This window comes from Micrococcaceae bacterium Sec5.7, assembly GCA_039636785.1.
Lineage (GTDB): Bacteria > Actinomycetota > Actinomycetes > Actinomycetales > Micrococcaceae > Arthrobacter.
In genome coordinates this window covers 3,781,990-3,804,791 of record CP144169.1, presented here as the reverse complement: position 1 = coordinate 3,804,791, position 22,802 = coordinate 3,781,990, and the positions used below count along the sequence as shown (strand labels likewise).

Annotated in this window: 23 protein-coding genes; 11 read left to right on the top strand and 12 right to left on the bottom strand. The window is 64.9% G+C overall.

The window, feature by feature from the left end; all coding sequences use genetic code 11:
• Positions 1-8: 8 nt before the first annotated feature.
• The gene (locus tag V3C33_18180) at positions 9-884 is read left to right on the top strand and encodes a carbohydrate ABC transporter permease (protein XAS69785.1); all 876 of its coding nucleotides are present in this window, start codon (positions 9-11) and stop codon (positions 882-884) included.
• Entirely contained in the window at positions 884-1,942 is a 1,059-nt protein-coding gene (locus tag V3C33_18175) for an NAD(P)-dependent alcohol dehydrogenase (GenBank protein ID XAS67340.1), read from the top strand. The genes V3C33_18180 and V3C33_18175 overlap by 1 nt, the downstream gene beginning before the upstream one ends.
• 68 nt (positions 1,943-2,010) lie before the next feature.
• On the opposite strand, the gene V3C33_18170 is transcribed toward V3C33_18175, so the two are convergent.
• The 6 genes from V3C33_18170 to V3C33_18145 form a co-directional block, all read right to left on the bottom strand.
• A complete protein-coding gene (locus V3C33_18170; GenBank protein ID XAS67339.1) occupies positions 2,011-2,748 on the bottom strand; it encodes an aspartate/glutamate racemase family protein in 738 nt (245 codons plus the stop codon).
• Positions 2,749-2,757: 9 nt separating this feature from the next.
• Positions 2,758-4,209 carry an amidohydrolase family protein gene (locus V3C33_18165; protein XAS67338.1) on the bottom strand — a complete coding sequence of 484 codons (1,452 nt, stop codon included), beginning with the start codon at positions 4,207-4,209 and terminating at the stop codon, positions 2,758-2,760.
• Between the two features lie 10 nt (positions 4,210-4,219).
• Positions 4,220-5,023: an aspartate/glutamate racemase family protein gene (locus V3C33_18160; GenBank protein XAS67337.1), complete on the bottom strand. Its 804-nt coding sequence runs from the start codon at positions 5,021-5,023 to the stop codon at positions 4,220-4,222.
• Positions 5,020-5,703 carry a GntR family transcriptional regulator gene (locus V3C33_18155; GenBank protein ID XAS67336.1) on the bottom strand — a complete coding sequence of 228 codons (684 nt, stop codon included), beginning with the start codon at positions 5,701-5,703 and terminating at the stop codon, positions 5,020-5,022. The genes V3C33_18160 and V3C33_18155 overlap by 4 nt, the downstream gene beginning before the upstream one ends.
• 70 nt (positions 5,704-5,773) lie before the next feature.
• Positions 5,774-7,090 (bottom strand): MFS transporter, encoded by a 1,317-nt coding sequence (locus tag V3C33_18150; protein ID XAS67335.1) that lies wholly within the window; start codon positions 7,088-7,090, stop codon positions 5,774-5,776.
• A gap of 411 nt (positions 7,091-7,501) precedes the next feature.
• Complete coding sequence (locus V3C33_18145; protein XAS67334.1) at positions 7,502-8,368, bottom strand: amino acid-binding protein; 867 nt, start codon at positions 8,366-8,368, stop codon at positions 7,502-7,504.
• Between the two features lie 197 nt (positions 8,369-8,565).
• Here V3C33_18145 and V3C33_18140 point away from each other — a divergent pair, with 197 nt between their 5' ends.
• Entirely contained in the window at positions 8,566-9,534 is a 969-nt protein-coding gene (locus V3C33_18140; protein XAS67333.1) for a hypothetical protein, read from the top strand.
• Between the two features lie 302 nt (positions 9,535-9,836).
• Here the strand turns inward: V3C33_18140 and V3C33_18135 are convergent, their stop codons facing one another.
• From V3C33_18135 to purB, 5 genes are all read right to left on the bottom strand, one after another.
• Positions 9,837-10,271, bottom strand: coding sequence for a hotdog domain-containing protein (locus V3C33_18135; GenBank protein ID XAS67332.1), 435 nt, complete (start codon positions 10,269-10,271; stop codon positions 9,837-9,839).
• Between the two features lie 72 nt (positions 10,272-10,343).
• Positions 10,344-10,847, bottom strand: a complete 504-nt coding sequence (locus V3C33_18130; protein ID XAS67331.1) for a GNAT family N-acetyltransferase — start codon at positions 10,845-10,847, stop codon at positions 10,344-10,346.
• 191 nt (positions 10,848-11,038) lie between these two features.
• Positions 11,039-11,704 carry a histidine phosphatase family protein gene (locus tag V3C33_18125; protein ID XAS67330.1) on the bottom strand — a complete coding sequence of 222 codons (666 nt, stop codon included), beginning with the start codon at positions 11,702-11,704 and terminating at the stop codon, positions 11,039-11,041.
• Between the two features lie 24 nt (positions 11,705-11,728).
• Positions 11,729-12,658, bottom strand: a complete 930-nt coding sequence (locus V3C33_18120) for an endonuclease/exonuclease/phosphatase family protein (GenBank protein ID XAS67329.1) — start codon at positions 12,656-12,658, stop codon at positions 11,729-11,731.
• A 136-nt stretch (positions 12,659-12,794) separates the two neighbouring features.
• Positions 12,795-14,237: an adenylosuccinate lyase gene (purB, locus tag V3C33_18115; GenBank protein ID XAS67328.1), complete on the bottom strand. Its 1,443-nt coding sequence runs from the start codon at positions 14,235-14,237 to the stop codon at positions 12,795-12,797.
• A 206-nt stretch (positions 14,238-14,443) separates the two neighbouring features.
• On the opposite strand from purB, the gene V3C33_18110 reads away from it, so the two are divergent.
• A complete protein-coding gene (locus tag V3C33_18110; protein XAS67327.1) occupies positions 14,444-14,749 on the top strand; it encodes a hypothetical protein in 306 nt (101 codons plus the stop codon).
• Complete coding sequence (locus tag V3C33_18105; protein ID XAS67326.1) at positions 14,749-16,206, top strand: hypothetical protein; 1,458 nt, start codon at positions 14,749-14,751, stop codon at positions 16,204-16,206. The genes V3C33_18110 and V3C33_18105 overlap by 1 nt, the downstream gene beginning before the upstream one ends.
• Before the next feature lie 2 nt (positions 16,207-16,208).
• Here V3C33_18105 and V3C33_18100 read toward each other — a convergent pair whose 3' ends face one another.
• Positions 16,209-16,637 (bottom strand): phage holin family protein, encoded by a 429-nt coding sequence (locus V3C33_18100; GenBank protein XAS67325.1) that lies wholly within the window; start codon positions 16,635-16,637, stop codon positions 16,209-16,211.
• A gap of 58 nt (positions 16,638-16,695) precedes the next feature.
• Here V3C33_18100 and V3C33_18095 point away from each other — a divergent pair, with 58 nt between their 5' ends.
• The 6 genes from V3C33_18095 (at position 16,696) to V3C33_18070 (ending at position 22,652) form a co-directional block, all read left to right on the top strand.
• Complete coding sequence (locus V3C33_18095) at positions 16,696-17,814, top strand: histidinol-phosphate transaminase (GenBank protein ID XAS67324.1); 1,119 nt, start codon at positions 16,696-16,698, stop codon at positions 17,812-17,814.
• 148 nt (positions 17,815-17,962) lie between these two features.
• Complete coding sequence (gene pdhA, locus V3C33_18090; GenBank protein XAS67323.1) at positions 17,963-19,210, top strand: pyruvate dehydrogenase (acetyl-transferring) E1 component subunit alpha; 1,248 nt, start codon at positions 17,963-17,965, stop codon at positions 19,208-19,210.
• Complete coding sequence (locus tag V3C33_18085; GenBank protein ID XAS67322.1) at positions 19,210-20,190, top strand: alpha-ketoacid dehydrogenase subunit beta; 981 nt, start codon at positions 19,210-19,212, stop codon at positions 20,188-20,190. The genes pdhA and V3C33_18085 overlap by 1 nt, the downstream gene beginning before the upstream one ends.
• A 76-nt stretch (positions 20,191-20,266) precedes the next feature.
• Complete coding sequence (locus V3C33_18080) at positions 20,267-21,793, top strand: 2-oxo acid dehydrogenase subunit E2 (GenBank protein XAS67321.1); 1,527 nt, start codon at positions 20,267-20,269, stop codon at positions 21,791-21,793.
• Positions 21,794-21,816: 23 nt separating this feature from the next.
• Positions 21,817-22,047: a hypothetical protein gene (locus tag V3C33_18075; protein XAS67320.1), complete on the top strand. Its 231-nt coding sequence runs from the start codon at positions 21,817-21,819 to the stop codon at positions 22,045-22,047.
• Complete coding sequence (locus tag V3C33_18070) at positions 22,044-22,652, top strand: phosphatase PAP2 family protein (protein XAS67319.1); 609 nt, start codon at positions 22,044-22,046, stop codon at positions 22,650-22,652. Before V3C33_18075 ends, V3C33_18070 begins: the two co-directional genes overlap by 4 nt.
• Positions 22,653-22,802: the final 150 nt, after the last annotated feature.

Below are 22,802 nucleotides of genomic sequence, written 5' to 3'. Positions count from 1 at the left end.
TGGCTACAATGCTCACACCCCGCCCCACATCAGCCGCGCCCACCCAGGGTGCCATCAAGGGCAGGGAACAACGACGCCGGATCAACAGTTCGCTGCTGACCTCGCTGACCTGGATCATCGCCTTCCTCTTTTTCGCCCCTGTGCTGTGGCTGGTCATGACGGCCTTCAAGCAGGAGTCCGACGCCGCCTCCAGCCCGCCCAGGTTCTTTTTTGAGCCCACCCTGGACCAGTTCCAGCATGTGCTGGATTCCGGCGCCGGCAGCTACTTCGGCAACTCCCTGATTGCCACCGGCGTCTCCACCCTGCTGGTGATCATCCTGGCCGTCCCCGCGTCCTACGCATTGAGCATCCGCCCGGTGAAAAAGACCCAGGACGTGCTGTTCTTCTTCATCTCCACCAAGATGCTTCCCGTGGTGGCCGTGATCATGCCCATCTACGTCATTGCCGGCCAACTCAAGGTGCTGGACAACATCTGGACCCTGGTGGTGCTGTACACGGCCATGAACCTGCCCATCGCCGTGTGGATGATGCGCTCCTTCTTCCAGGAAGTGCCCTCGGAAGTGCTGGAAGCCGCCTCGATGGACGGCGCCGGTCTGCTGAAGACCCTCCGCATTGTGCTGATGCCCATGGTGGCGCCCGGCATGGCGGCCACGGCACTGATCTGCGTGATCTTTGCCTGGAACGAGTTCTTCTTCGCACTCAACCTGACAGCGGGAAAGGCCGCCACCACCCCGGTGTTCCTGGTCTCGCAGATGACCAGCGAAGGACTGTTCCTGGCCAAGCTGTCCGCAGCCTCTGTCCTGGCCTCGTTGCCGGTGGTCATCGCCGGCTGGATGGCACAGAAGCAGCTGGTCCGCGGGCTCTCCATGGGTGCAGTGAAATGATGAGGGTTTCTGTACTGCACCCGCTGGCCGGAGAGGGCCCCGGCCGTCTCAGCGTCGAGGACCGTCCCGTACCGCAGCCAGGGCCGGGCGAGGTTCTGGTCCGGATCAAATCGGTGGGTGTCTGCGGCTCGGACACGCACTACTACAACGAGGGCCGGATCGGGCCCTACGTTGTGGACCAGCCACTGGTGCTGGGGCACGAGCCCTCCGGTGAGATTGCCGCCGTCGGGCCCGGGGTGACTGGACGCACGGTGGGCCAGCGTGTTTCGCTGGAGCCGGGTATCCCGGATCCGCTGTCCCCGCAGACCCTGGCCGGCTGCTACAACCTGGACCCGAACGTGAGGTTCTTTGCCACCCCGCCCGTGGACGGAGTTTTTGCCGAGTATGCGGTGCATCCGGCGGCATTCTGCCACCCGGTTCCGGATTCAGTGTCCGACGACGCCGCGGCGCTGCTTGAGCCGCTCAGTGTCGCCATCGCGGCACGCAAGGCGGCCGGGATTGCGCTGGGGGACAAGGTGCTGGTGGCCGGCGCCGGGCCCATCGGCCTGTTGGCGGCGAAGGTTGCTCAGCTGGCAGGGGCGGAAGTGACGCTGACGGATGTCCGGGCCGAACGGCTCGCGGTTGCCGGCAGATTCGGTGCCGCGCGCACCTTCACCGCCGCTGATGCTCCCGAAGTCACGCCGGAGTTTGATGTGTTCATTGACGCCACCGGGGCCGAACGCGCGGTCCTTGCCGGGTTGGCCAGGCTGGCGCCCCGCGGACGGTGTGTGCTGGTGGGGATGGGATCGGACACCGTGGCAGTGCCGGTACCGCTCATTCAAGGGCGCGAACTGGTCATCACGGGGACGTTCCGATACGCCAACACCTGGCCCACAGCCATTGCCCTCGCCGCGTCCGGAGCCGTTGACCTGGACGGACTGGTCACCTCGGTGCACGGCCTCGACGACGTCGGAGCTGCACTCACGGCAGGCTCGGCGCCGGGAGCCCTGAAGGCTGTGGTCCGTCCGCAGTGCCGGCCGCAGATGTCCGGACTGCCGGAAAGGCCCGCCTCGGCATGAGGCGACGGGGGCCCGCTCCCAGTGAACGGGCCGCCGTCGTTATTTCCTGCCTGGGCTGCTGGCCGCCGTCATGCGGATGGCGTGGCCAGCAGCCTGCCCCACCTTGGTGCGAGCAAGGGGGACCCGGCAAGTTTCAGGCAGTGCCACAGGGTGACAGCCACGGAATCGAGCACGGGCACGCCGGTGCCGTCCTCGATCTCCGCCGCAATGTTGGCACCGTACAGGTTGGTGCAGAGGTAGATCAGCGCGTCCGGCTTCAGTGCTGCCAGTTCCAGCGATCCCGGCCGCATTTCATCGTCCGTGACCCGGCCGAAGGACTCGTTGTCGCTGAGTCCCAGGCAGCGGTGATCGATGGTCTTGATGCCGTCGCGTTCGTAGGACTCCATGATGGCGTGGTTCACGTCCGCGGTGTACGGGGTGAACAGGCCGATCCGCTCGGTGCCGAAGGACCTGAACGCCTCCAGATAGGCGAGCGTGGACGTGGTGGCCGGGATCCCGGTGGCGTCAGTGATTTCCTGCACCAGGGCGCGGTCATGCTGGGCTCCGAGCCACGATCCCGAGGTGCCGTTCCAGGCAATGACGTCGACGTCGGATGTGGCCAGCAGCTTCGCTGCGTCGCGCATGACCGCATGATCAAACTGCTTGTCTGAGGAATTATCCAGGGCGATCCGGGTGACGGGAATCCGGGTGAAATGGATGGTGACGTCGTCCCGTTCGCCCAGAATCCGGTAGCTTTGCGGCTCCAGGCAGGTGTTCGAGGACGGCACGATCATGCCGATCCGGGTCTTGCGTGTTGCGCTTGGCAAGGGATGCTCCTAACGTGCGGCGTGGACGGCGGGAAGGGATCCCTGTGGCCAGGAGAGGGCGTCGCGGTGCTCGGCAAAGCCCTTGCGGGCCACAAAGCGGCCAACGGGACCGGGGTCATGGAAGCCGTCGCCGTCCACCACAACACGTCCGGCGGAGATCACGACGGCGGGCCAGCCGGTGAGCGTCTTCCCCTCGAATGGTGAGAAGTCAGTTCCCATGTGGAGGGCTCCGCCGTCGACCGTCCGTGGTGCCGCCGGATCAAAAATGACCAGATCGGCGTCGAATCCCTCCACGATTGCACCCTTGCCGGGCACGGCATTGATCCGTGCCGGTCCGGCGGAGAAGACCTCAACGAAAGCCTCAACGCTGTCCTCCCCTTCGGGGCCGGAACGCTCCGTCATGGCCGTGAACGTGACCGGCATCCGCGTTTCCACCCCCGGGAGCCCGTGCGGCATGGCGCGGATGTCATCCGTGCGCTCGCGCTTTTGGGAAAGGTCGTAACAGGAGTGGTCCGAGGCGATGGTGTGGATGGCTCCGGCAGCCAGCCGGTCCTTCAGCGCGGCAACGGTTTCGGCGCTGCGCATCGGCGGGCAGCAGGCGTACCACTCGGGGAACTGCGAGCCGTAGACGGTGTCGTCCAGGGTGAGGTAGTGCGGGCACGTCTCGGAGTAGGCCTCCTGGCCGCGGCTGCGGGCGTCGGTCACCAGATCCACCGCGCCCGGCGTCGACTGGTGCACAAAGTACACGGGAGCCTTGGTGTACTCGGCCATGGCGAGTGTTTCCCTGACGGAGATTTCCTCGGCCAGTTCCGGACGGGTCAGGTGCAGGTGTTCGATGCCGATCCGGCCGTCGTCGGCGTGCTGCTGGGTGCAGTCCGCGATGATCGGATCGTGCTCGGCGTGGATGTACGTCAATCCGTCCAGGCGCACCATTTCACGCATGACCTTCAGGATGGTGTCCCCGTCAGCCATGGTGCTGCCACGGTTGGTGGTGTACATCTTGACGGACCGCACACCCTCGGCTGCCAGCTGCTCCAGCTGCCACGGAACGGTTTCGTCCCAGCTGACCACGGAGCCGTGCAGGGCCACATCGCAGCGGGAGTCCCGGGCCAGCTCTTTCTTGTGGAGCACCGCTGCCAGCGGTGTTTCCCGGGTATCCCGGGGAATGCCGAAGTCGATAATCGTGGTGGTGCCGCCCCACAAGGCGGCGGTGGACGTGGTCCGGTAGTCGTCCAGCGTCCGGAAGCGTCCGGTCACCTGTGCCACGTGGCAGTGCCCGTCCACTCCGCCAGGGATCACCAGCAGGCCGGCAGCATCCACGGTGCGTTCCGCTTCCGGAGCCGGCTCTGTGGCATCGATCAGCTGTTCGATCCTGCCGTCCCGCACCACAATGTGCGCGTGCTGCCGGCCGAAACTGTTGACCACTGTGCCGTTGGCAATAACAAGGTCTGGTTTGGACATCGTCGTCCTCCTAATTTGATGTGGCGGCGCGCTGGCCGCGTGCTGACTGGGCGGTTGCCAACACGGCCGCCTGCGCGGCGGTGAGGGCGGCGTCGAGGTTTTCGGAGAGGCCCTTGCGGTTCTTGACGGGCGGTGCGGCGAACGAACCGGCCTGGTGCGGGCCGGACTGCAGCCCCACAACGGCCTCCGCCATGCGGATACCGGCAGAGATGCCGTCCACTACCGGTACCGGGATCTGGCCCCGGAGTTCGCGGGCCAGCCCGGCGAGCGGCGCACCGGCAAGGATCACGACGTCGGCGCCGTCCTCCGCGACGGCCCGCCGGCTGAGCGCCAGCAGCGTCTCTTTGAAATCCTGCTGCACGGAGCCGATGCCGTTGAGGGTTTCGTTGATGGAACGGATCGATGCCAGGCGGCCACCGAGGCCGAACCGGTCCACGCAGTCCAGGTACCAGGGCCGGATCCGGTCCGAGATGGCGATGATGGAGAATCGGTGGCCCTGCAAGGCTGCGGCGCACAGTGCAGCCTCGGTGATGCCGATGACCGGGACGTCGGCGAGTTCTTTGAGGGCAGGCATGCCGGGATCACCGAACGCGGCCACCACGATGCCGTCTACGTGGCCGTGGAGTTCCGCGATGATTTCCGCAACGGCACCGGCGGCGATGAGGGATTCGAAGCGGGTTTCAATGTATTCCACGCCATGACCGGCGGTGCGGACCACCAGTTCGGTGCCGGGTGCGGCGGACCGCCGTGCTTCCGATTCGATCAGCGCGGTGACGTCGTCGCTGATGTTGGGGTTGATGACAAGCAGTTTCATTTCTTCTTCCGATGCAGCTGTGGTTCGGTCCGGCTGAAGTCCTCCGGGAACTGCTTGCGGTACTTGCCGATGTGCGACGCCGATTGGCCGGCGGCGCGCTCGGGGTCGCCGCTGGCAATGGCGGCGTAAAGGTCGCGGTGTTCCTGAATGAGCTCCGGCAGGTCGCTGACGTGGCGGAAAAGCCAGTGCATGCGGCCCTGCAGGGGTTCCAGTGCGGACTTGAGAAAGCCGTTGTCCGCAATCCGGGTGATGGAGTCGTGGAATTCGCTGTTGGCGCGGTGGGCCTCCATGACGGCGCCCTTGGCGAGGCAGCGGGTGGCCTCGTCCAGGAGGCCCTCAAGCTGTTCAAGGTCCCCGGGCGTGGCCCGTACGGCAGCGAGCCGGCAAGCCAGCACTTCAAGCGATTCCCGGACGTCGAAAAGGTCTTCAACGTCCTTGGGGCTGAGACTGCTGACCTCAGTGCCGCGCGAGGCGCGGTCGCTGATGAGTCCTTCCTGGCGCAGCATCCGCAGCGCTTCCCGGATGGGGAGGCGGGAAACGTTGAACTCTGCAGCGAGGTCTCGTTCCACCAGCCGGGTGCCGGGAGCGTAATGCCCTTCAAAAATCCTGGTGCGGAGCGCATCCCGGACAGCCTCACGGAGGGGGCGTTCTTTGTCCGGGGTTTCTTCTGCGGCAAGCATGGTGCTCCATTCGGGTTTCTTATATGGCATTGCGCCCCCGGCGCCGGGGGCAGGTACTGCGGGGTTGTGCTTAGACCGGCAGCCGTTTGTTGTAGTCCAGCACGAGTACCGAGGCTCCCATGATGATGGCGGATCCCACGAAGTACAGCAGGGCCCAGGTGTAGGAGCCGGTGGCGCCCACAATCAGACCTACCACAATCGGGGTGACGAAGCCGGAGATATTGCCGCTGAAATTCATGGCGCCACCAAGTACGCCGGCGTTTGTCCGGCCGCCCAGGATGGACGGGATGCTCCAGAACAGGCCCACCCAGCGCAGGAAGAACATCACCACGGAGAGCAGGACAACCGCTGTGGTGGAGTCGGCCACAACGGTGACCCCGATGAGCCCTCCGATGACCACAACACTGGAAATGCCGAGGAGCGTGCGCATGACGAGGTTGGCCGAGGCTCCGCTGTTTCGCCACTTGTCCGCGATGGTGCCGCCCAGGATTTCGCCGACGAAGCCTGCGCCGAAGATCACGAACGTGGACCAGCCGATGGTCTTCAGGTCGAAGCCCTTGGCCTGCGCCAGGTAGAGCGGGCCCCAGGTAAGGAGGCCATAGAACACGCCGTTGAAGCCCAGCCAGCCCAAGCACATGGCCCAGAAGGAGCGGAACTTCAGGTAGGGGAGGAGCGCACGCTTGCCTTTGCTGCCGGCCTGTTCGGCGGCGGCATCCTCTTCCGCATGTGAAGACTCGATGTACTCCGCCTCGGCGTCATTGACGGCGCGGTGCTGACGCGGGTTGTCGCGGACGTACCACCAGACGGCCAGGCCCATGAGGACCGTGGCTGCGCCGGCGATGATGAACGAGTAGCGCCAGCTGCCGGTGGATGCGATGAGCCAGGTGATGAGGATGCCGCCGAGGCCTGCACCCAGCGGGGCGCCGGCATCCAGGATCGTGGCGCCGCGGCCGCGTTCCTTCTTGTGCATCCAGATGGCGTTGAGCTTGCCGCCGGCCGGCATGACTCCGGCCTCAGTCACGCCGATGCCCAGCCGGGCAATGAACATGCTGAGGAATCCGCCGGCAAGGCCGGATGACGCAGTGGCGAAACCCCAGCCGATGCAGGACGCCGTCATGACCTTGCGGGGGCCGAACTTGTCGATCAGCAAACCCACCGGGATCTGCATGAGGGCGTAGGTCCAGAAGAAGGCGGACAGCAAGAGGCCAACCAGCTCTGGCGGGAGGTTGAATTCCTTCTGGATAATGGGGAGGGCCACGGAGATGGAACCTCGGTCGATGTAGTTGACAGCCACGAGCACCAGCAGGAGAAGGAACAGTTTCCAGCGGACGTTGGTGCGTCGCTGCACCCCGTCCTTGCCGGGCTTGCCTTCAGTTGGTGTCGTCACTGTTTCAGTATTTTGGAGAGACACGGTTTCTCCTTCACAGGGAAGTTTGCGGGCAGGGAAAGTTTTCGGGTGTTGCCTCGGAGCGGGCGGCCACGGGTTTGGGTGGCGGCTTGTCCTGAAACCGGAAGACCCTTTATGGCGGCATTGGGGGCGCACCGGGTGTGGATCCGGAAGAATTCAGTTTTGGGATCCCGGTTTGGGATCCCAAAATTAAAGATAGAAGTGACCCGCGCCACTGTCAAGGGTTTTTTGTTAATGTCGGGACAAAGGCCGAATTTACGGATTGTGACCGGGAAGGTTTCTGATGCGGCGCCCGAGTCCGGTCCTGCCCGGTTGCCCTCCGCCCGTCGGGCCCGGGCCCGGCGTGTTTGCGCAACACGCCGGGCCCGGGTAACTGGGCGGAGCGTCCGGCTAGCTCCTCGCGGTGGCCGCCCCGGGCGGCGCTGCCGGGCGGTGCGCCAGGATTTCGGCTAGCTCCGCCAGCCGGTGCGCCCGCGCGGACTCCGCCGGTGTGAACGGCTCGCCGGGTCGGGAGAAGGTGATGGGTCCGTGCCAGGCAGTGGGAATCTTAAGGCGGGTCCCGGCGTCGTCCATCCCTGGAGTTTCGACGGCGTCAGTGTCAGCGGCCGGAACAATCCTCGCCGACAGCAATTCCGCCACCGCCAGCGGGAGTTCGTCCGGCCTGCCTGCGATCCGGGCCGCCAGGCTCAGTGCCTTCGTCTGACCATCTGCCATGGCCAGTGCTGTGGTGGGCCAGACGTGCGTCTCGAGGCCGCCGGCAAGCGCCAGGGCGTCGAGGAGCCCGCGCTCGCTGACGTTGCCGGGCGCGGACAGAACAAATTCGTCCATCACCCCTCCCGCCACCGGGTGGACGTGGATGCTCAGGATATTCGTGTCCAGCCGGGCCAGCGACTGGGTGATCTTCTGCAGGGAACCCGGCAGGTCGCGCAGCACTGTGCGTGCACGCCACAGGGCAGGCGCCGTTCCCAACCGCCGGCGGTGCCGCAGCGCCGGGGCGTGCAGCCAGCTGCGCAGCATCCGGGCGGCAGATGGCTCCGCAACCCAGATCACCAGAATGGTGGCGGTCAGGGTCAGCACCAGGACTTTGGCCAGGTACGGCAGGTGCGTTTCCACCACCATGGCGTGCACCAGCAGTTCGATCGGGAGCATCACGGCGATGTTGGCCAGCGTGAGGCGGGTCTTGGTGGGTTCAGGCATCTGGCCGCAGACTTCGCAGCTCAACTCGGCCGTGGCAGGGAGCGTTGCATTGGGCTTCATAGGTTCAGGATGGCGTGCTTCTGTTACGTGCCGATTGCCTCTGCGTCACGATCCGGGGAACGATCTTCCTGACCGGCGATCGTTGGCCCCGCCACTCTATGGTCAGCCATCTTCGCGATGCCTAGATTTGGAAGACCATCGTGCGGAGCTCCCGTACTGCGGCCAGCTCGCGCGGACATCCCGATCCGGGGAGAATCATGCGCCACAATGCAAAAAATTCAGGAAGAGCACTTCTGCGTGCCGCCTTGGGGCTTGTTGCCCTCGCGGCATTTCTGGTTCCGGCACCCCTGGCTGCCGCCCACCGCTCAACTGCCGAGGACAGGCCATCGGTGATCGTGCTGCCCGGGGCCCAGGGTGCGGAAGGCATCGCCGCCGGGAAGGGAACCACGTTCTACGCGGGCGACCTTGTCACGGGAGATATTTTCCGCGGCGACATCCGCAGGGGAACCGCCAAAAAGTTCATCGATGCCCCCGACGGCAGGGTTGCCGTGGGCCTCAAGGCGGACCTTCGCAATGACCTGCTCTTCGTGGCCGGCGGCGGCACGGGACAGGCCTATGTCTACAACATCGACAACGGCAGGACTGTCGCCACCTATCAGCTGACGCCGGTAACCCCTCAGCGGCCCGCGTTTATCAACGACGTCGCGCTGACCCGCGACGGCGCCTGGTTCACCAATTCCAGCCGCGGTGAGCTGTACTTTGTCCCGGTGGACCGCCACGGCAAACCGGGCCCTGTCAGGACGCTTGCACTGACAGGCCCGGCCGCGACCGGCACTCCGGCCGCGTTCAAGCTCAACGGCATTGCCTCCGCCCGTCACGGAAGAACCCTGATCGTGGCCCATTCCGAGAATGCGGCGCTGTACACGGTCAACCCGAAAACCGGAGCGAGCGCGGAAATCACCGGCCTCGACCTGCCGAATGTGGACGGCATCGTGGTGAAGGGCAAGACGGTGTGGGCGGTGCAGAACCAGCTCAATCAGGTCAGCCGCATCCGGGTTGACTTCCGGAACTCGTCGGGGGAGGTGAGGGAAGTCATCACGAGCCCCGACTTCAATGTTCCGACGACGGCGGCCCTGTTCCGTAACACTCTGGCCCTTGTCAACGCAGAGTTCGGCGGCCCGAGGCCCACTACTTTCGAGGTGGTGCTGGTCAAAGCACGTAACTAAACCCCGGCCGGAACCGGCGCCAAACAGCCGGTCAGGCGGGCCTTGCGTAAGATTTGATCTGGACGCCGCCGCCGCCGCCGTCACATCACCACTGCGACGGAAGGTGCCGCACGGCATGGCGTACCTGGCCGAGGCGTAGACGGGCTGGCCCGCTGTTGGTTGAGCCTGCGGCGCTGCTGGTTGAGCCTGTCGCTCCGCTGTTGGTTGAGCCTGTCGCTCCGCTGGTTGAGCCTGTCGCTCCGCTGGTTGAGCCTGTCGCTCCGCTGGTTGAGCCTGTCGAAACCGGGGCGCGTCCGCCGTCGTCAGTCCTGTTCCAGCGTGTCCGTCAGGTGGTGCGTAGGAATCCTGTCCCGGTCATAGGTGATTTCGGTGTAGCCGTGCGGTTCAGGCTTGCCGTTGACACTGAGGTTCACGAACACGATCTCCTCGATGGTGAGGATGCTCTGGCGCGTGATCATGTTGCGGACCTCGGCACGCATGGTCAGCGACGTGCGGCCGAAGCGCGTTGCGGTCAGGCCCATCTCGATCAGATCACCCTGCACTGCAGAGCTGACGAAGTTGATTTCGGAGATGTATTTCGTGACGGCCCGGCCATTGCCCAGCTGCAGGATGGCGTAGATTGCCGCTTCCTCGTCGATCCACTTCAGCAGGCTTCCGCCGAACAGTGTGCCGTTGGCGTTGAGGTCCTCGGGCCGCACCCATTTGCGCGTGCGGAACGTGATGTCTGCGGAATCCATAGTGCGAGATTAGCCGAGAGCCGCGGGGAGTCCCGAGTGTGACGGTGCGCCGGTGCCGGCCGCGCCCTCCGCTCAGGCCATCGCGGTGTGCGCGGCGCTGTGAGAATCTATGGTTTTGGCGAAGCAGTACGAGTGTTCAACACCCACGTACGGGCCGAAATTCTGGACGGCGTCGAAGCCTGAGCTCTCGTAGAAATGCCGGCCGTCAGGTTGGGCCGAGCCGGCTTCCGCCGTGATCCGGGTGATCCCCTGGGCGAACGCCTCCGCTTCGAGGGCGGCAAGGATGGAGCTGGCCACGCCGGAACCGCGCGTGTAGGGGAGCACATACAGGCGCTTGATCTCCGCCGTCGTGGCGCCCAGCAGCCGGAGGCCGCCGCAGCCCACCGGCTGCCCGGAGCTTTTCTCGTAAGCCACCAGAAACACGGCAGTGTCAGCTTCCGACAGCGGTGCCCCCGCTTCGTGGCCAGGGGCGCCGAAGCGGGCGTCCAGTTCCGACTGCTGGGCCGCCCGCAGGTCGGCGCCCACGGGGTTGGACCAGGTGACCCGCCTGATGTTGAGCCGTGGATTGGTCTGCATCGCTGCCTCGCTTCGCCGAAGGGTTATGCAAATCAAGCATACGAGCGGCCGGTTACCGTGGTGTTTCCTGCGCGTAAGCGTATGGAGAACTGATCGGTGCGTGCGGCCTCAGTTGAGCCTTTCAACCCGGTGGTTGAGCCTGTCAATCCGGTGGTTGAGCCTGTCATTCCGCTGGTTGAGCTTGTCGAAACCTAGTGCGGGTCGCCGGTGGGGTCTTCTGCAGCGGGGTCGTCCAAGGCCAGGCCGCCGGCAGGGCCGGCTTCCCAGTCAATAACTTTCCAGCCGGCGTCGGGATCGCCTTCGACCGCCACCACGCCGGTGTTGGCCAAGACGTGGCCGGCCGCAAAGGCAGAGTCCGCGTTGGCTGCCCGCAGGCCGGCCCAGATCCGGATGGCCGCGCCATGACTGACCACCGCCACCGTTCCCGGACGGCCGTTCGAGGCTGCCGCAATCTTTGCGATGGCGGCGTCGAATCGTTCAAAAAATTCGTGTCCGCTGGGGCCGGCCGGCATCCGGCGGTCCAGATCTCCTCCAGCCCAGGCAAACACCGTGCCCATGTACCGCATGTGGGCTTCGTGGTCTGTCAGCTTTTCCAGCGCACCGGCCTCGATCTCGTGCAGACCATCCAGCACCTGAATGTCCAGGCCGCGCGCCCTGGCCATTGGCGCCGCCGTGAGCTGCGTCCGCAGGAGCGTGGAAGCGTAGAGGGCGTCGATCTGCTCATCTGCGAGGCTCCGTGCCAGAGCCTCGGCCTGCTGCTCGCCCAGCTCGGTGAGCCCTGGACCGGGGTGGGCGGTGTCCAGCTGCCCCAGCACGTTGCCCGGTGTCTGTCCGTGGCGGATAAGCAGCAGTCTCATGGTTTCAGTTTGCCATCTTGCGGGTCACGGCAGACGGATCAGTGCCTGCACCGGCGCGTGGTCGCTGGGGTACCGTCCATCCAGGCGGAAGGTGTTGATCGCCGCCTTCAGCACCCGGACGTCCGGACTCGTCAGGACCCAGTCGATCCGGGGTGCGCCGGATACGGGGTCCTTGTAGTCGGGGAGCGTGCCATACGCCGGCGTGAGCTGCACTTCCGCTGCGGACCACGTATCCCGGAAGAGGCCTCTGTCCGTCAGCGTGCTGTATGCGGCGGAATCCGTTGCCGCCGAATTGAAGTCCCCGGTAAGGATGGCGGGCAGTGCAGGGGCAAGCCCCTTGACCAGGTCCACGATCGCGTGTGCACTGCCTACCCGCGCATTCTCCGACTGGTGGTCAAAATGCGTGTTAATCAGCAGCATTTCCCGGTCGGTGCTGTTGTCTTTGAATGTTCCCCACGTGACAGTCCTTGTGACGTAGTTGCCCCAAGTGGCGGAGCCTATGGCCTCTGGCGTATCGGAGAGCCAGAACTGGTCCCATTTCAGGACCGTGAGCCGCCGTGAATCATAGAAAATGCAGGAGTATTCGCCCTGGCTGCCGCCGTCGCGCCCAAAACCGATCGACTTGTAGTGCTTGGGGAGGGCTCCTTCAATGGCCTCCAGCTGGTGGAAGAGCCCTTCCTGGACGCCGAGTACGGTAGGTATTTCGAGGCCAAGGAGCGCCTGCAGGGCCGGAATCCGCTCGGGCCAGTAATCAGCCTGGCCCGGCAGGGTCCCAGGCTTGTCATAGCGGATGTTAAAGCTCATGACGTGCAGGTTCGAGCGGACGGCGGCGCAGATCAGGGCGTCCGTTTTCGGGGCGGCAGCAGACGGTGCCGCGTGGGCGGCACCCGCAAAGGACGTGGCGCCCGCAAGGCCGGTGGCACCGGCGGCGGTAAGAAGGGTTCGGCGTGACATAGGCGTGTTGCCAGGCGTGGTGGGCTCCTCGTATTGGTAACAGACCCACACGCCAGTTAAGACAACAGAACCCCCAGACTGGAGTGAATCCGCGCCTCCGGAGACGTGGACTCGAAGCGAACCGACGGCATCCTACTCATTTCAGGTGATCAACCAGCTGGTCCGCGATGCCCGTGTACTTTCCGGGTGTCAGGGCCAGCAGGCGGGCTTCGGCGGTGGCGGAGAGGCCCAGGCTCTGGACGAATTCCCGCATCCGGGCTGCGTCCACGCGCTGTCCGCGGGTGAGGTCCTTGAGGCGTTCGTACGGGTTTTCCATACCTTCGACGCCGGCAATTGCCTCTGCGCGCATCACCATCTGGATCGCTTCGCCCAGAACTTCCCAGTTGGTGTCCAGATCCGCGGCGAGGACGCCTTCCGCGACGTCGAGCCGATCGAGTCCCTTGACCACGTTGGAGATGGCAAGCAGTGAGTGGCCGAATGCGACGCCGATGTTGCGCTGTGACGAGGAGTCCGTGAGGTCGCGCTGCCAGCGGGAGGTCACCAGGGTGGAGCCCAGGACGTCCAGCAGTCCCGAGGAGATCTCCAGATTGGCCTCGGCGTTTTCGAAGCGGATGGGGTTGACCTTGTGCGGCATGGTGGAGGATCCGGTGGCGCCGGCAACGGGGATCTGCGCGAAGTAGCCGATGGAGATGTAGCTCCAGATGTCCGTGCAGACGTTGTGCAGGATCCGGTTGAAGCGTGCAACGTCTGCGTAGAGCTCGGCCTGCCAGTCGTGGCTTTCGATCTGGGTGGTCAGCGGGTTCCAGGTGAGGCCCAGGCCCTCAACGAAGGACCTGGCGACCTGCTGCCAGTCGGCGCCCGGGACGGATGCAACGTGGGCGGCGTAGGTGCCGGTGGCACCATTGATCTTGCCCAGGTATTCGGTCTTGGAGATGCGGTCCAGCTGGCGGGCCAGGCGGTGCGCAATGACGGCCAGTTCCTTGCCCAGGGTGGTGGGTGTGGCGGGCTGGCCGTGGGTGCGGGACAGCATGGGGACTGCGCGGTTGTCCTCGGCCATGGTGCTGATCTGATCCACGAGTGAGCGGGCTGCCGGGAGCCACACGTCCTCCACAGCGCCCTTCACGCCGAGGGCGTAGGAGAGGTTGTTGATGTCTTCGGAGGTGCAGCCGAAGTGCACCAAAGCGGTGAGACTTTCGATGCCGATGGCCGGCAGGCGGCGGCCGATGTAGTACTCCACGGCCTTCACATCGTGGACGGTGACGGCTTCGATGTCGGCTAGTTCAGTGACGGCGGCGGAGTCGAATTCCGTGACAATTCTGCGGAGCTGTTCCTGCTGATCAGCGGACAGCGGGCCGGCTCCGGGAAGGACATTGTTGCTGGTCAGGTGGATGAGCCATTCAACTTCGACGGCCACACGGTCGCGGTTGAGGGCGGCCTCGGACAGGTAATCCACGAGGGGCGCGACGGCGGACTGGTAGCGGCCGTCCAGCGGGCCCAGCGCAATCTGGTCCGGTGACGCGGCGAGGGCCAGGCGTCCGGAAGGCGTACGGGTATCAGCTGTGGCGGCAGTTTCAGGCATGTCCTGATTCTTTCACGAACTCGGCGCGGGCATTAAGCGGACCGGTGCGTGTGACTTCTCCCCAACAATCGCGGTTCCCTGCGCAGGTGCTGTCCTTGTCCACATAGCCGACGGCGGATGTTCCGTTCCGCCCCTTGTCTCCGTAGCGTCGGGGTCATCAGATCACGCGTGACCCGGACCTGGTCCGGGGTTGGGGAGGGCAGGAAATGGGCAGCACCATCAAAGCATCGGATGCGGACGCGTGTGCCACGCGAAGTTATGAGGTCCAGCAGCTGGCAGGCCGCGTGGGCACGTGTTCAGACCGGCTGGATTCACTGCTGAGGAGATTCTGGCAGGTGCAGATGATTGAGTGGCAGTCCCCTGCGGGCACGGCCTATCGGAACAGTGTCGGGTTGCAGGCCGCTGCTGTGCGCCGGGCGAGGGAGCAGCTCGACTTTGCCACGTCCGCAGTCCTCCGGCACGCCCAGGCGGTATCGGCTACCTCCGGTCGGACTGCCGGAGGCGGGTACTGATGGCTGAAGTGACGCCATCAGGGAGCGGGGGACCGCTCCGTCCCTCGGAACCGGCGGCTGATGGCCACCTGCAGATCCGCGGCGGCGTTGGCGGCATCCGCTTCCAACTGGAGGAACTGCTGGCCGGAGCTGCGGAGCTCGATGTCCTGGCCGCTGAGCTGACCGCTGTGGAAATCGAGGCCCGAAGGATCTGGGCAGAGCTGTGTCCCTACCAATACGATCCGCGCACCAGCGGCACGGCTGCATTAATTGCCGTGGGGGAAGGCGGGCACGCCGTACGGACGGTTCGGGAGGAAATCCAGGACATCAGCAGCCAGGTGCGGGCCAGCCACCGGGAGTATGAGAACGCCGAAGCAGGAGCCTCCCTTGCACTCCGCACTGGCTTAAACAATGAGCACCTGTTGATTCCATTCTTGTCTGACCTGGGCCTCACACGATGCCTGAACCGGGATTCCGCGGAGGCCGTGGCCGCGAACCTGCCGTTGGCCATGGGACTCATGCTGGGCATTTCGCAGGGGCGCCTTGCGTCCCTGCTGGCCGCTGACATGGCCGCCGGCAGGCAGTTCTCCACGGTCGGCGCTGTGGTCCGGAGACTGACCGAGGCCGTGCCCATGATCAAAGCGCGGCCCATAAGCATCTCGGACAAGATCACAGCCGACATCCAGTTGGACGCGTCACCCGCAGGCTTGTTGGATCTATGCCGGAAAATCGATGCGGAGGGTGATGGCAAGATCGCTGTAGTTGAGGTGGAAAACAATGGCAAGAAGGCATTTATTGTGGTGGTTCCGGGCACGCAGCCGAGGGGCCGGCCCGGTGGCGACAATCCTTTCGATGAAGCAGGGATTGCGGAGGGGCTGGGCTACGGATCCGAGCACATGAATCAGGCAATCCGGTCCGCGCTGGAACAGGCCGGCGCCAAGGCCCACGATCAGGTGGTTGCGGTCGGTTACAGCCAGGGCGGAATCCACGCCATGAACCTCAGTCAGGACAAGGCTTTTCTCGCCGAATACGATCTCAAGTACGTGCTGACCGCCGGATCACCCGTGGGGGGCATTACTCCGGCTCCCGGAATCAGCACCCTGCACCTGGAACACCGGCAGGACTGGGTGCCTGGCAGTGACGGCACACAAAGTCCCGACACCAGAGACAGGGTGACAGTCACGCTTACCAACCGGGTCCTGACCGCACAAGGCGAGGACCCCGGCCTGGGGCCCGGACACAAGCTCAGCAACTATGAGGCCGGCGCCAGCGCAGTTGCGGCCAGCAACGATCCCTCACTTGTGGCGTCAACTTCTGTTCTGGCGGGTGTTGTGGGCGCCGGTGGAGCGGCAAAGGCGACCCGTTTTTCACTGAAGCGCGATACCCTGGCGCGGAAGAGCGCTGTACTTCTTGCGCCCGGTGCGCCGATGCGGCCGGGGACAGGGACGGCGGCCGCCGGAAGATCGCCCGTCGGCTGACGCTACTTCCTCCGGGCGCCCGGAATCCGGTCGGCAACCAGGGAGATCACAGTGATGATGATGGCAGCGAGGACAGCGGTCCAGAAGAAGCTGTCAATGGTGAAGTGCACCGGGGTGTAGCTGCTCAGCCAGGAGGTCAGGTAGAGCATCGCTGCGTTGACGACGATGGTGAACAACCCCAGGGTGAGGATTGTGAGCGGCAGCGACAGCAGGCTGACCAGCGGCTTGACCAAGGCGTTGACCACACCGAAGACCAGCCCGATGAACAGGTAGGCCAGGATAATGCCGATGGTGTCCGTGCCCTGCGTGACGCCGGTTTTGGCAACGGCCTCGGTGGTGGCCGTGGTGGAGATGTCCAGCCCGGGCAGGATCCAGTTCGCAATCCACAACGCAAGCCCGTTGATAAGTACCCGCACAATAAAAGAACGCATGGCCCCATGCTGTCACACCGTGGCGTGACGGCAGGGACGTGGAAGTAGGCTAGTCGGCATGACTTCATCAGAAATTATGGCTGGGGGAATCAGGCCACGCCCGGTTGTTGACCGGCTTCCCCGGTATGCCGCAGGCAAGCCACCCGTCGCCGTTGACGGACTGGACAGCTACAAGCTTTCCTCCAACGAGAACCCGTTACCGCCCATCCCGGCCGTGCTCAGAGCCATCGCGGAACAGGCAGACTTCAACCGCTACCCGGATCCGCTCAGCACTAAGCTCCGCGTGGCCCTTGCGGAGTTCCTCGATGTCCCTGCCGAAGACGTCGTCACCGGTGCGGGCAGCCTGGGCGCGCTCAACCAGCTGCTGATCACCTTCGCCGGCCAGAACGACGACGGCAAGCCCGACGAAGTGATCTACGCGTGGCGTTCCTTCGAGGCCTACCCCATCTGCGTTGGCCTGGCCGGCGCTGAAAGCATCCGGATCCCGCTCACCTCGGACGGCCGCCATGATCTCGATGCCATGGCAGCGGCCGTCACGGTGCGGACCCGGGTTATTCTGCTGTGCACGCCCAACAACCCCACCGGGCCCATCCTCACCGCGGAGGAGACCGAGCGCTTTATCAAGGCTGTCCCGTCTGACGTTGTGGTGGTCATAGACGAGGCTTACCAGGAGTTCGTGCGCGCGGACGACGCCGTGGATGGCATCGCGATCTACCGGAAGTACCCCAATGTGGTGGTCCTCAGGACGTTCTCCAAAGCGCACGGCCTCGCCGGGCTCCGTGTGGGCTACAGCGTGTCCAACCCTGAACTGACGCAGCATCTGCGGGTAGCCGCCACACCGTTCGCCGTGTCCCAGATCGCCGAACAGGCGGCAGTGGTCTCGCTGCAGAACTATGACCAGGTTGTAGAAAGGGTACAAAGCCTGGTGGATGAGCGGGACCGCGTAAGTGCCGGGCTCAGGGATCTGGGCTGGTTTGTCCCGGAGGCACAGGGCAACTTTGTCTGGCTGAATCTGGGCAGCAATAGCTCTGAATTCGCTGCACTGGCGGGGGAACGGGGCCTGTCGGTGCGTGCCTTTGGTGATGAAGGCGTGCGGGTCAGTATCGGCGAGACCGAGGCCAACACCCGTTTTCTGGAACTATGTGCGAACTATACAAAACCGCCACGGCGTTCCTAGCGCTTAACAAAAGGCCGTGCCGTACCTACGGCAGATAAAGTAAGGGACAGTAAGCCAAAATATATGCCGGATCGGGAATGTTTTCCTGGTCCGGCATATATCCCAGCGATATTGCAACGCATCCGGATGCGGCAAGCAAGGAGACGGTATGGGCGCCACACATCTGCCCTCCACCGAGTTCGACGGAACAGCGGTAGACGACCAGCTCGAGGCCGACGCCGAGGCGGCCCAGGGCCAACCGGCAACCGAGATGGTCCAGCTGCTGGGGCCCGACGGCAAGCTCGGCACGGACCCTGTATTCACTGAGTACGCCGACAGGCTGGATGCAGGAAAACTCCGGGGTTTCTACTCGGACATGGCCGCCATCCGGCGATTTGACCAGGAAGCCACCGCCCTCCAGAGGCAGGGGCAGCTGGCACTCTGGGTTCCGCTGACCGGCCAGGAGGCTGCGCAGATCGGCTCCGGCCGCGCCAGTCAGCCGCAGGACTATATTTTTCCCACCTACCGCGAGCACGGCGTGGCACTCACCCGCAACGTTGACCTGGCCGAACTCCTTCGCCAGTTCCGCGGCGTCTCCAACGGCGGCTGGAACCCCAAGGACACCAACTTCCACCTCTATACGCTGGTCCTCGCCGCCCAGACCCCGCATGCGGTGGGCTATGCCATGGGCATCCAGCGCGATCAGCAGCTCGCTGAGGCGAGAGCCGCTGAAAATCCCCAGGTGGAAGGTTCCCAGCCAGCGGAGCCCAAGGCCGCCGTCGTGGTTTATTTCGGAGACGGCGCCAGCTCCGAAGGAGACGTCCATGAATCCATGGTGTTCGCCGCCTCGTACAACGCACCCGTGGTGTTTTTCTGCCAGAACAACCATTGGGCCATCTCGGTTCCTACTGCCGTGCAGACGCGCATCCCGCTGTCCAACCGTGCCAAGGGCTACGGGTTTCCGGGCATCCGGGTGGACGGCAACGATGTCATCGCCGTGCACGCCGTCACCGAATGGGCGCTGGAACATGCCCGCGAAGGCAAGGGCCCGGTGCTGATCGAGGCCTTCACCTACCGCGTGGGCGCCCACACCACGGCGGACGATCCCACCAAGTACCGCGAATCCTCCGAGGAGGAGCTGTGGCGGGCCAAGGATCCACTGGAACGCCTCGAGAAGTACCTCCGCACCGAGGGTCTGGCGGGCGACGCCTTCTTCGAGCAGGTCAAGGCCGACGGCAACGAACTCGCGGCATATGTCCGCAAGACCACCCATGATCTGGAAACGCCGGACATTCGCACCGCGTTCGCCAACACCTACGTGGAGGCGCATCCGCTGGTGGCCGAGGAACTGGCGTGGTTCGAGGAATACAGTGCGGGCTTCGCCGGCGAGGCAACGGAAGAAGAGGCGGGCCACTAATGACCACCATGACCATTGCCAAGGCCATCAACGAGGGCCTCCGCGCCACCCTCAGCAACAACCCCAAGACCCTGCTGATGGGCGAGGACATCGGGCCCCTGGGTGGCGTGTACCGCGTTACGGACGGCCTCATCAAGGAGTTCGGCGCGGACCGGGTGGTGGACACCCCGCTGGCTGAATCCGGGATTATCGGCACCGCCATCGGTCTGGCCCTTCGCGGTTACCTGCCCGTCTGCGAGATCCAGTTCGACGGTTTTGTGTTCCCAGGCTTCAACCAGATCACCACGCAGCTGGCCAAGATGCATGCCCGCAGCAACGGCAACCTGACCGTCCCGGTGGTCATCCGGATCCCGTACGGCGGCGGTATCGGCTCCATTGAGCACCACTCGGAGTCCCCGGAAGCCCTATTCGCCCACACGGCCGGGCTGCGCATCATCACCCCGTCCAACCCGCACGACGCGTATTGGATGATCCAGCAGGCCGTGGACTGCCAGGACCCCGTGATTGTTTTTGAACCCAAGCGCAGGTATTGGCTCAAGGGCGAAGTGGATACCGAATCCTCCGGCCTGGCCGAAGATCCGTTCAAGGCCCACGTCATCCGCGAGGGAACCGACGCCACCGTGGTTGTGTACGGTCCGCTGGTTCCGGTGGCGCTGGCCGCGGCAAACGCTGCAGCCGAAGACGGCCGCAGCGTGGAGGTCATTGACCTGCGCTCCATCTCGCCGATCGACTTCGACACGGTTACGGACTCGGTCAAAAAGACGGGCCGGCTGATTGTTGCCCACGAGGCTCCCACATTCGGTGGCATCGGCGGTGAAATTGCCGCCCGGATCAGCGAGCGGGCCTTCCACTCGCTCGAGGCCCCGGTCATCCGCGTGGGCGGCTTCCACATGCCCTACCCCGTGGCCAAGGTGGAAGAGGATTATCTCCCGGACATCGACCGCATCCTGGAGGCGCTGGACCGTGCCCTTGCGTACTGACCCTTGCGTACTGACCAGGCCGGCTGACACCGCCTGCTCACCCGCCGCCGCTTGAGCTCTTGAAACCGAGGACACCATGACCCTTAACAAGTTCAACCTCCCCGATGTGGGCGAAGGCCTGACCGAGGCCGAAATCGTCTCCTGGAGGGTCAAACCCGGCGACACCGTGGCCATCAACGATGTCCTCTGCGAGATCGAGACGGCCAAGTCACTCGTGGAGCTGCCGTCGCCGTTCGCCGGCACCGTGACTGAGCTGCTGGTCCCGGAAGGCGTGACAATCGACGTCGGGACCGCCATCATCAGCGTGACCGACGCCGTCTCCGGCGACCCCACCCCGGCGGACGTCCCAGCTCCCGGTGTCCGGGCCCCCGGTGTCGCTGCTCCCGCTGTCGAGGCTCCGATGTACGGCAAGCTCCCCGCGCACGATTCCGACGGCAGGGAGTCCGACGGCGGTGCAGCGGCCGGCGGTCTGGCCGGCGGTCCGCTGGTGGGTTCCGGCCCGAAGGCCGACGCCGTGAAGCGCCGCCCGCGGAAGGCCTCGGCCGCACCTGTGGTCGAGCCCGCCCCGGCGCCCGCCCCCGTGGTCGAGCCCGTCCTGGAGATCACGCCGGCCTCCGCGATTCCGACTAGCCCAGTCACCGGGCCCGTCGCCGACGCACCGGACCGCCCCACCACCTTCAGCGGCACCATCACCGGCCTGGTCAACAAGGTCCTGGCCAAGCCGCCGGTCCGCAAGATCGCCCGGGACCTCGGCATTGATCTGGCGGACGTGGTGGCCACCGGGGCCCGCGGCGAAGTGACCCGCGAGGACCTTGTCAGCTATCAGGCCCAGCGCGATGCCGAGCTGGACAAGGCGGAGGGTTTCTGGGGCAAGTCCGGCAAGCCGCAGGACCAGAGGATCGAACGTATCCCGGTTAAGGGCGTCCGCAAAGCCACGGCCAAGGCCATGGTGGAGTCCGCCTTCGCCGCCCCGCACGTCAGTATTTTTGTGGATGTGGACGCCAGCCGCACCATGGAGTTCGTCAAGCGGCTGAAGGTCTCCCGCGATTTTGAGGGCATCAAGGTCTCCCCGCTGCTGATCCTCGCCAAGGCCGTCATCTGGGCAGCAGCACGCAACCCCAGCGTCAACGCCACGTGGGTGGACAACGCAGACGGCAGCGATTCCGCGGAGATTCATGTGAAGCACTACATGAACCTGGGCATCGCCGCCGCCACCCCGCGTGGACTGATGGTGCCCAACATCAAGGACGCCCAGGACCTCTCACTCAAGGAACTGGCCCTTGCCCTGAACGATCTCGCCACTACCGCACGTGCCGGCAAGACTCAGCCCGCGCAGATGCAGGGCGGTACGCTGACCGTCACCAACATCGGTGCCCTGGGCATCGATACCGGCACCCCCATCATCAATCCCGGCGAAGTGGCCATCGTGGCCTTCGGCACCATCAAGCAGAAGCCCTGGGTCCTGGACGGCGAGGTTATCCCGCGCTGGATCACCACACTGGGCGGCTCCTTCGATCACCGCGTGGTGGACGGCGACCTGTCCGCCCGTTTTATGGCCGACGTCGCCGCCATCCTTGAGGAACCGGCACTGCTCCTGGATTAGCCGTTCGTGGTTGACTGGTCCGCGTGGACAACATGAAACCGGTCAAGGACCGTGACTACAGCGCTCCCGCGCGCCAGCAGTTTTCCTGGCGCCGCCAGCTGATTGCTCTTGCTGTTGGCCTCCTGCTGTTTTGGGGCTTTGACAGGGTTTTCCCAACCGCGAATTTCTGGGTCCGGGTCATTGTGGTGCTGGGGCTCTGGATGGTGGGATCGTGGCTCTACGCCAGGTTCACGAACCGCAAATCCGGCGTGTGAACCCGAACCGCACCCGCGCAAGCAACCGGGCCGCCCGGATCATCACGGAAGTTTTTCAACCGCCGGTGGTGGTCACGGCTCAGTTGCTCATCAGCCCGGCCATCGACCCCGGGTTCCCGGGCACCACCTGGTACGGAGCAATTGCGGCCCTCTTTGTCTGCATCATACCGCTGGCTTTGGTGCTGCTCCTGGTGAAGCTCGGCAAGGTGTCGGACCATCACGTGAGCAACCGGAAGCAGCGGGCACCAGTGCTTCTGATGGCAGTACTCATGCTGGTGGCAGGATTGCTTGTCCTCAACGCCATCAACGCTCCGCAGAGTGTCATTGTGATGGTGCTGGCCATTGTCGCGGGAATTCTGGTGCTTGCCGCAGTCAGCCCCTTCTGGAAAATCAGCGGCCATGCCTCCGCCATCTCGTCATCCGTTGTCATCACCGTGCTGATGCTGGGAACGTGGTGGGTTCCGCTCCTGCTGCTGATTCCGGCCGTCGGCTGGTCCCGCGTTGTGCTCCGCGCCCACACACCGGCGCAGGTCATAGCGGGCTCGCTGTTCGGCGGCATCGTCATGGCCGGCGTCTGGTGGCTCCTGCGGCACTGGATGCCTTAGCGCCGCCGGCGGCGGATCCAGCGGCGAAACCCTACGAGCTGGCGGCGCCGGAGCGTGATCAAATGGTCCCCTGACGCTGAAGGTGCTGGTCAGTGCGCACTATCGGGGGCGCCTCCGACCCTACCGGCGCATCCCGGTCCATAACGCCGC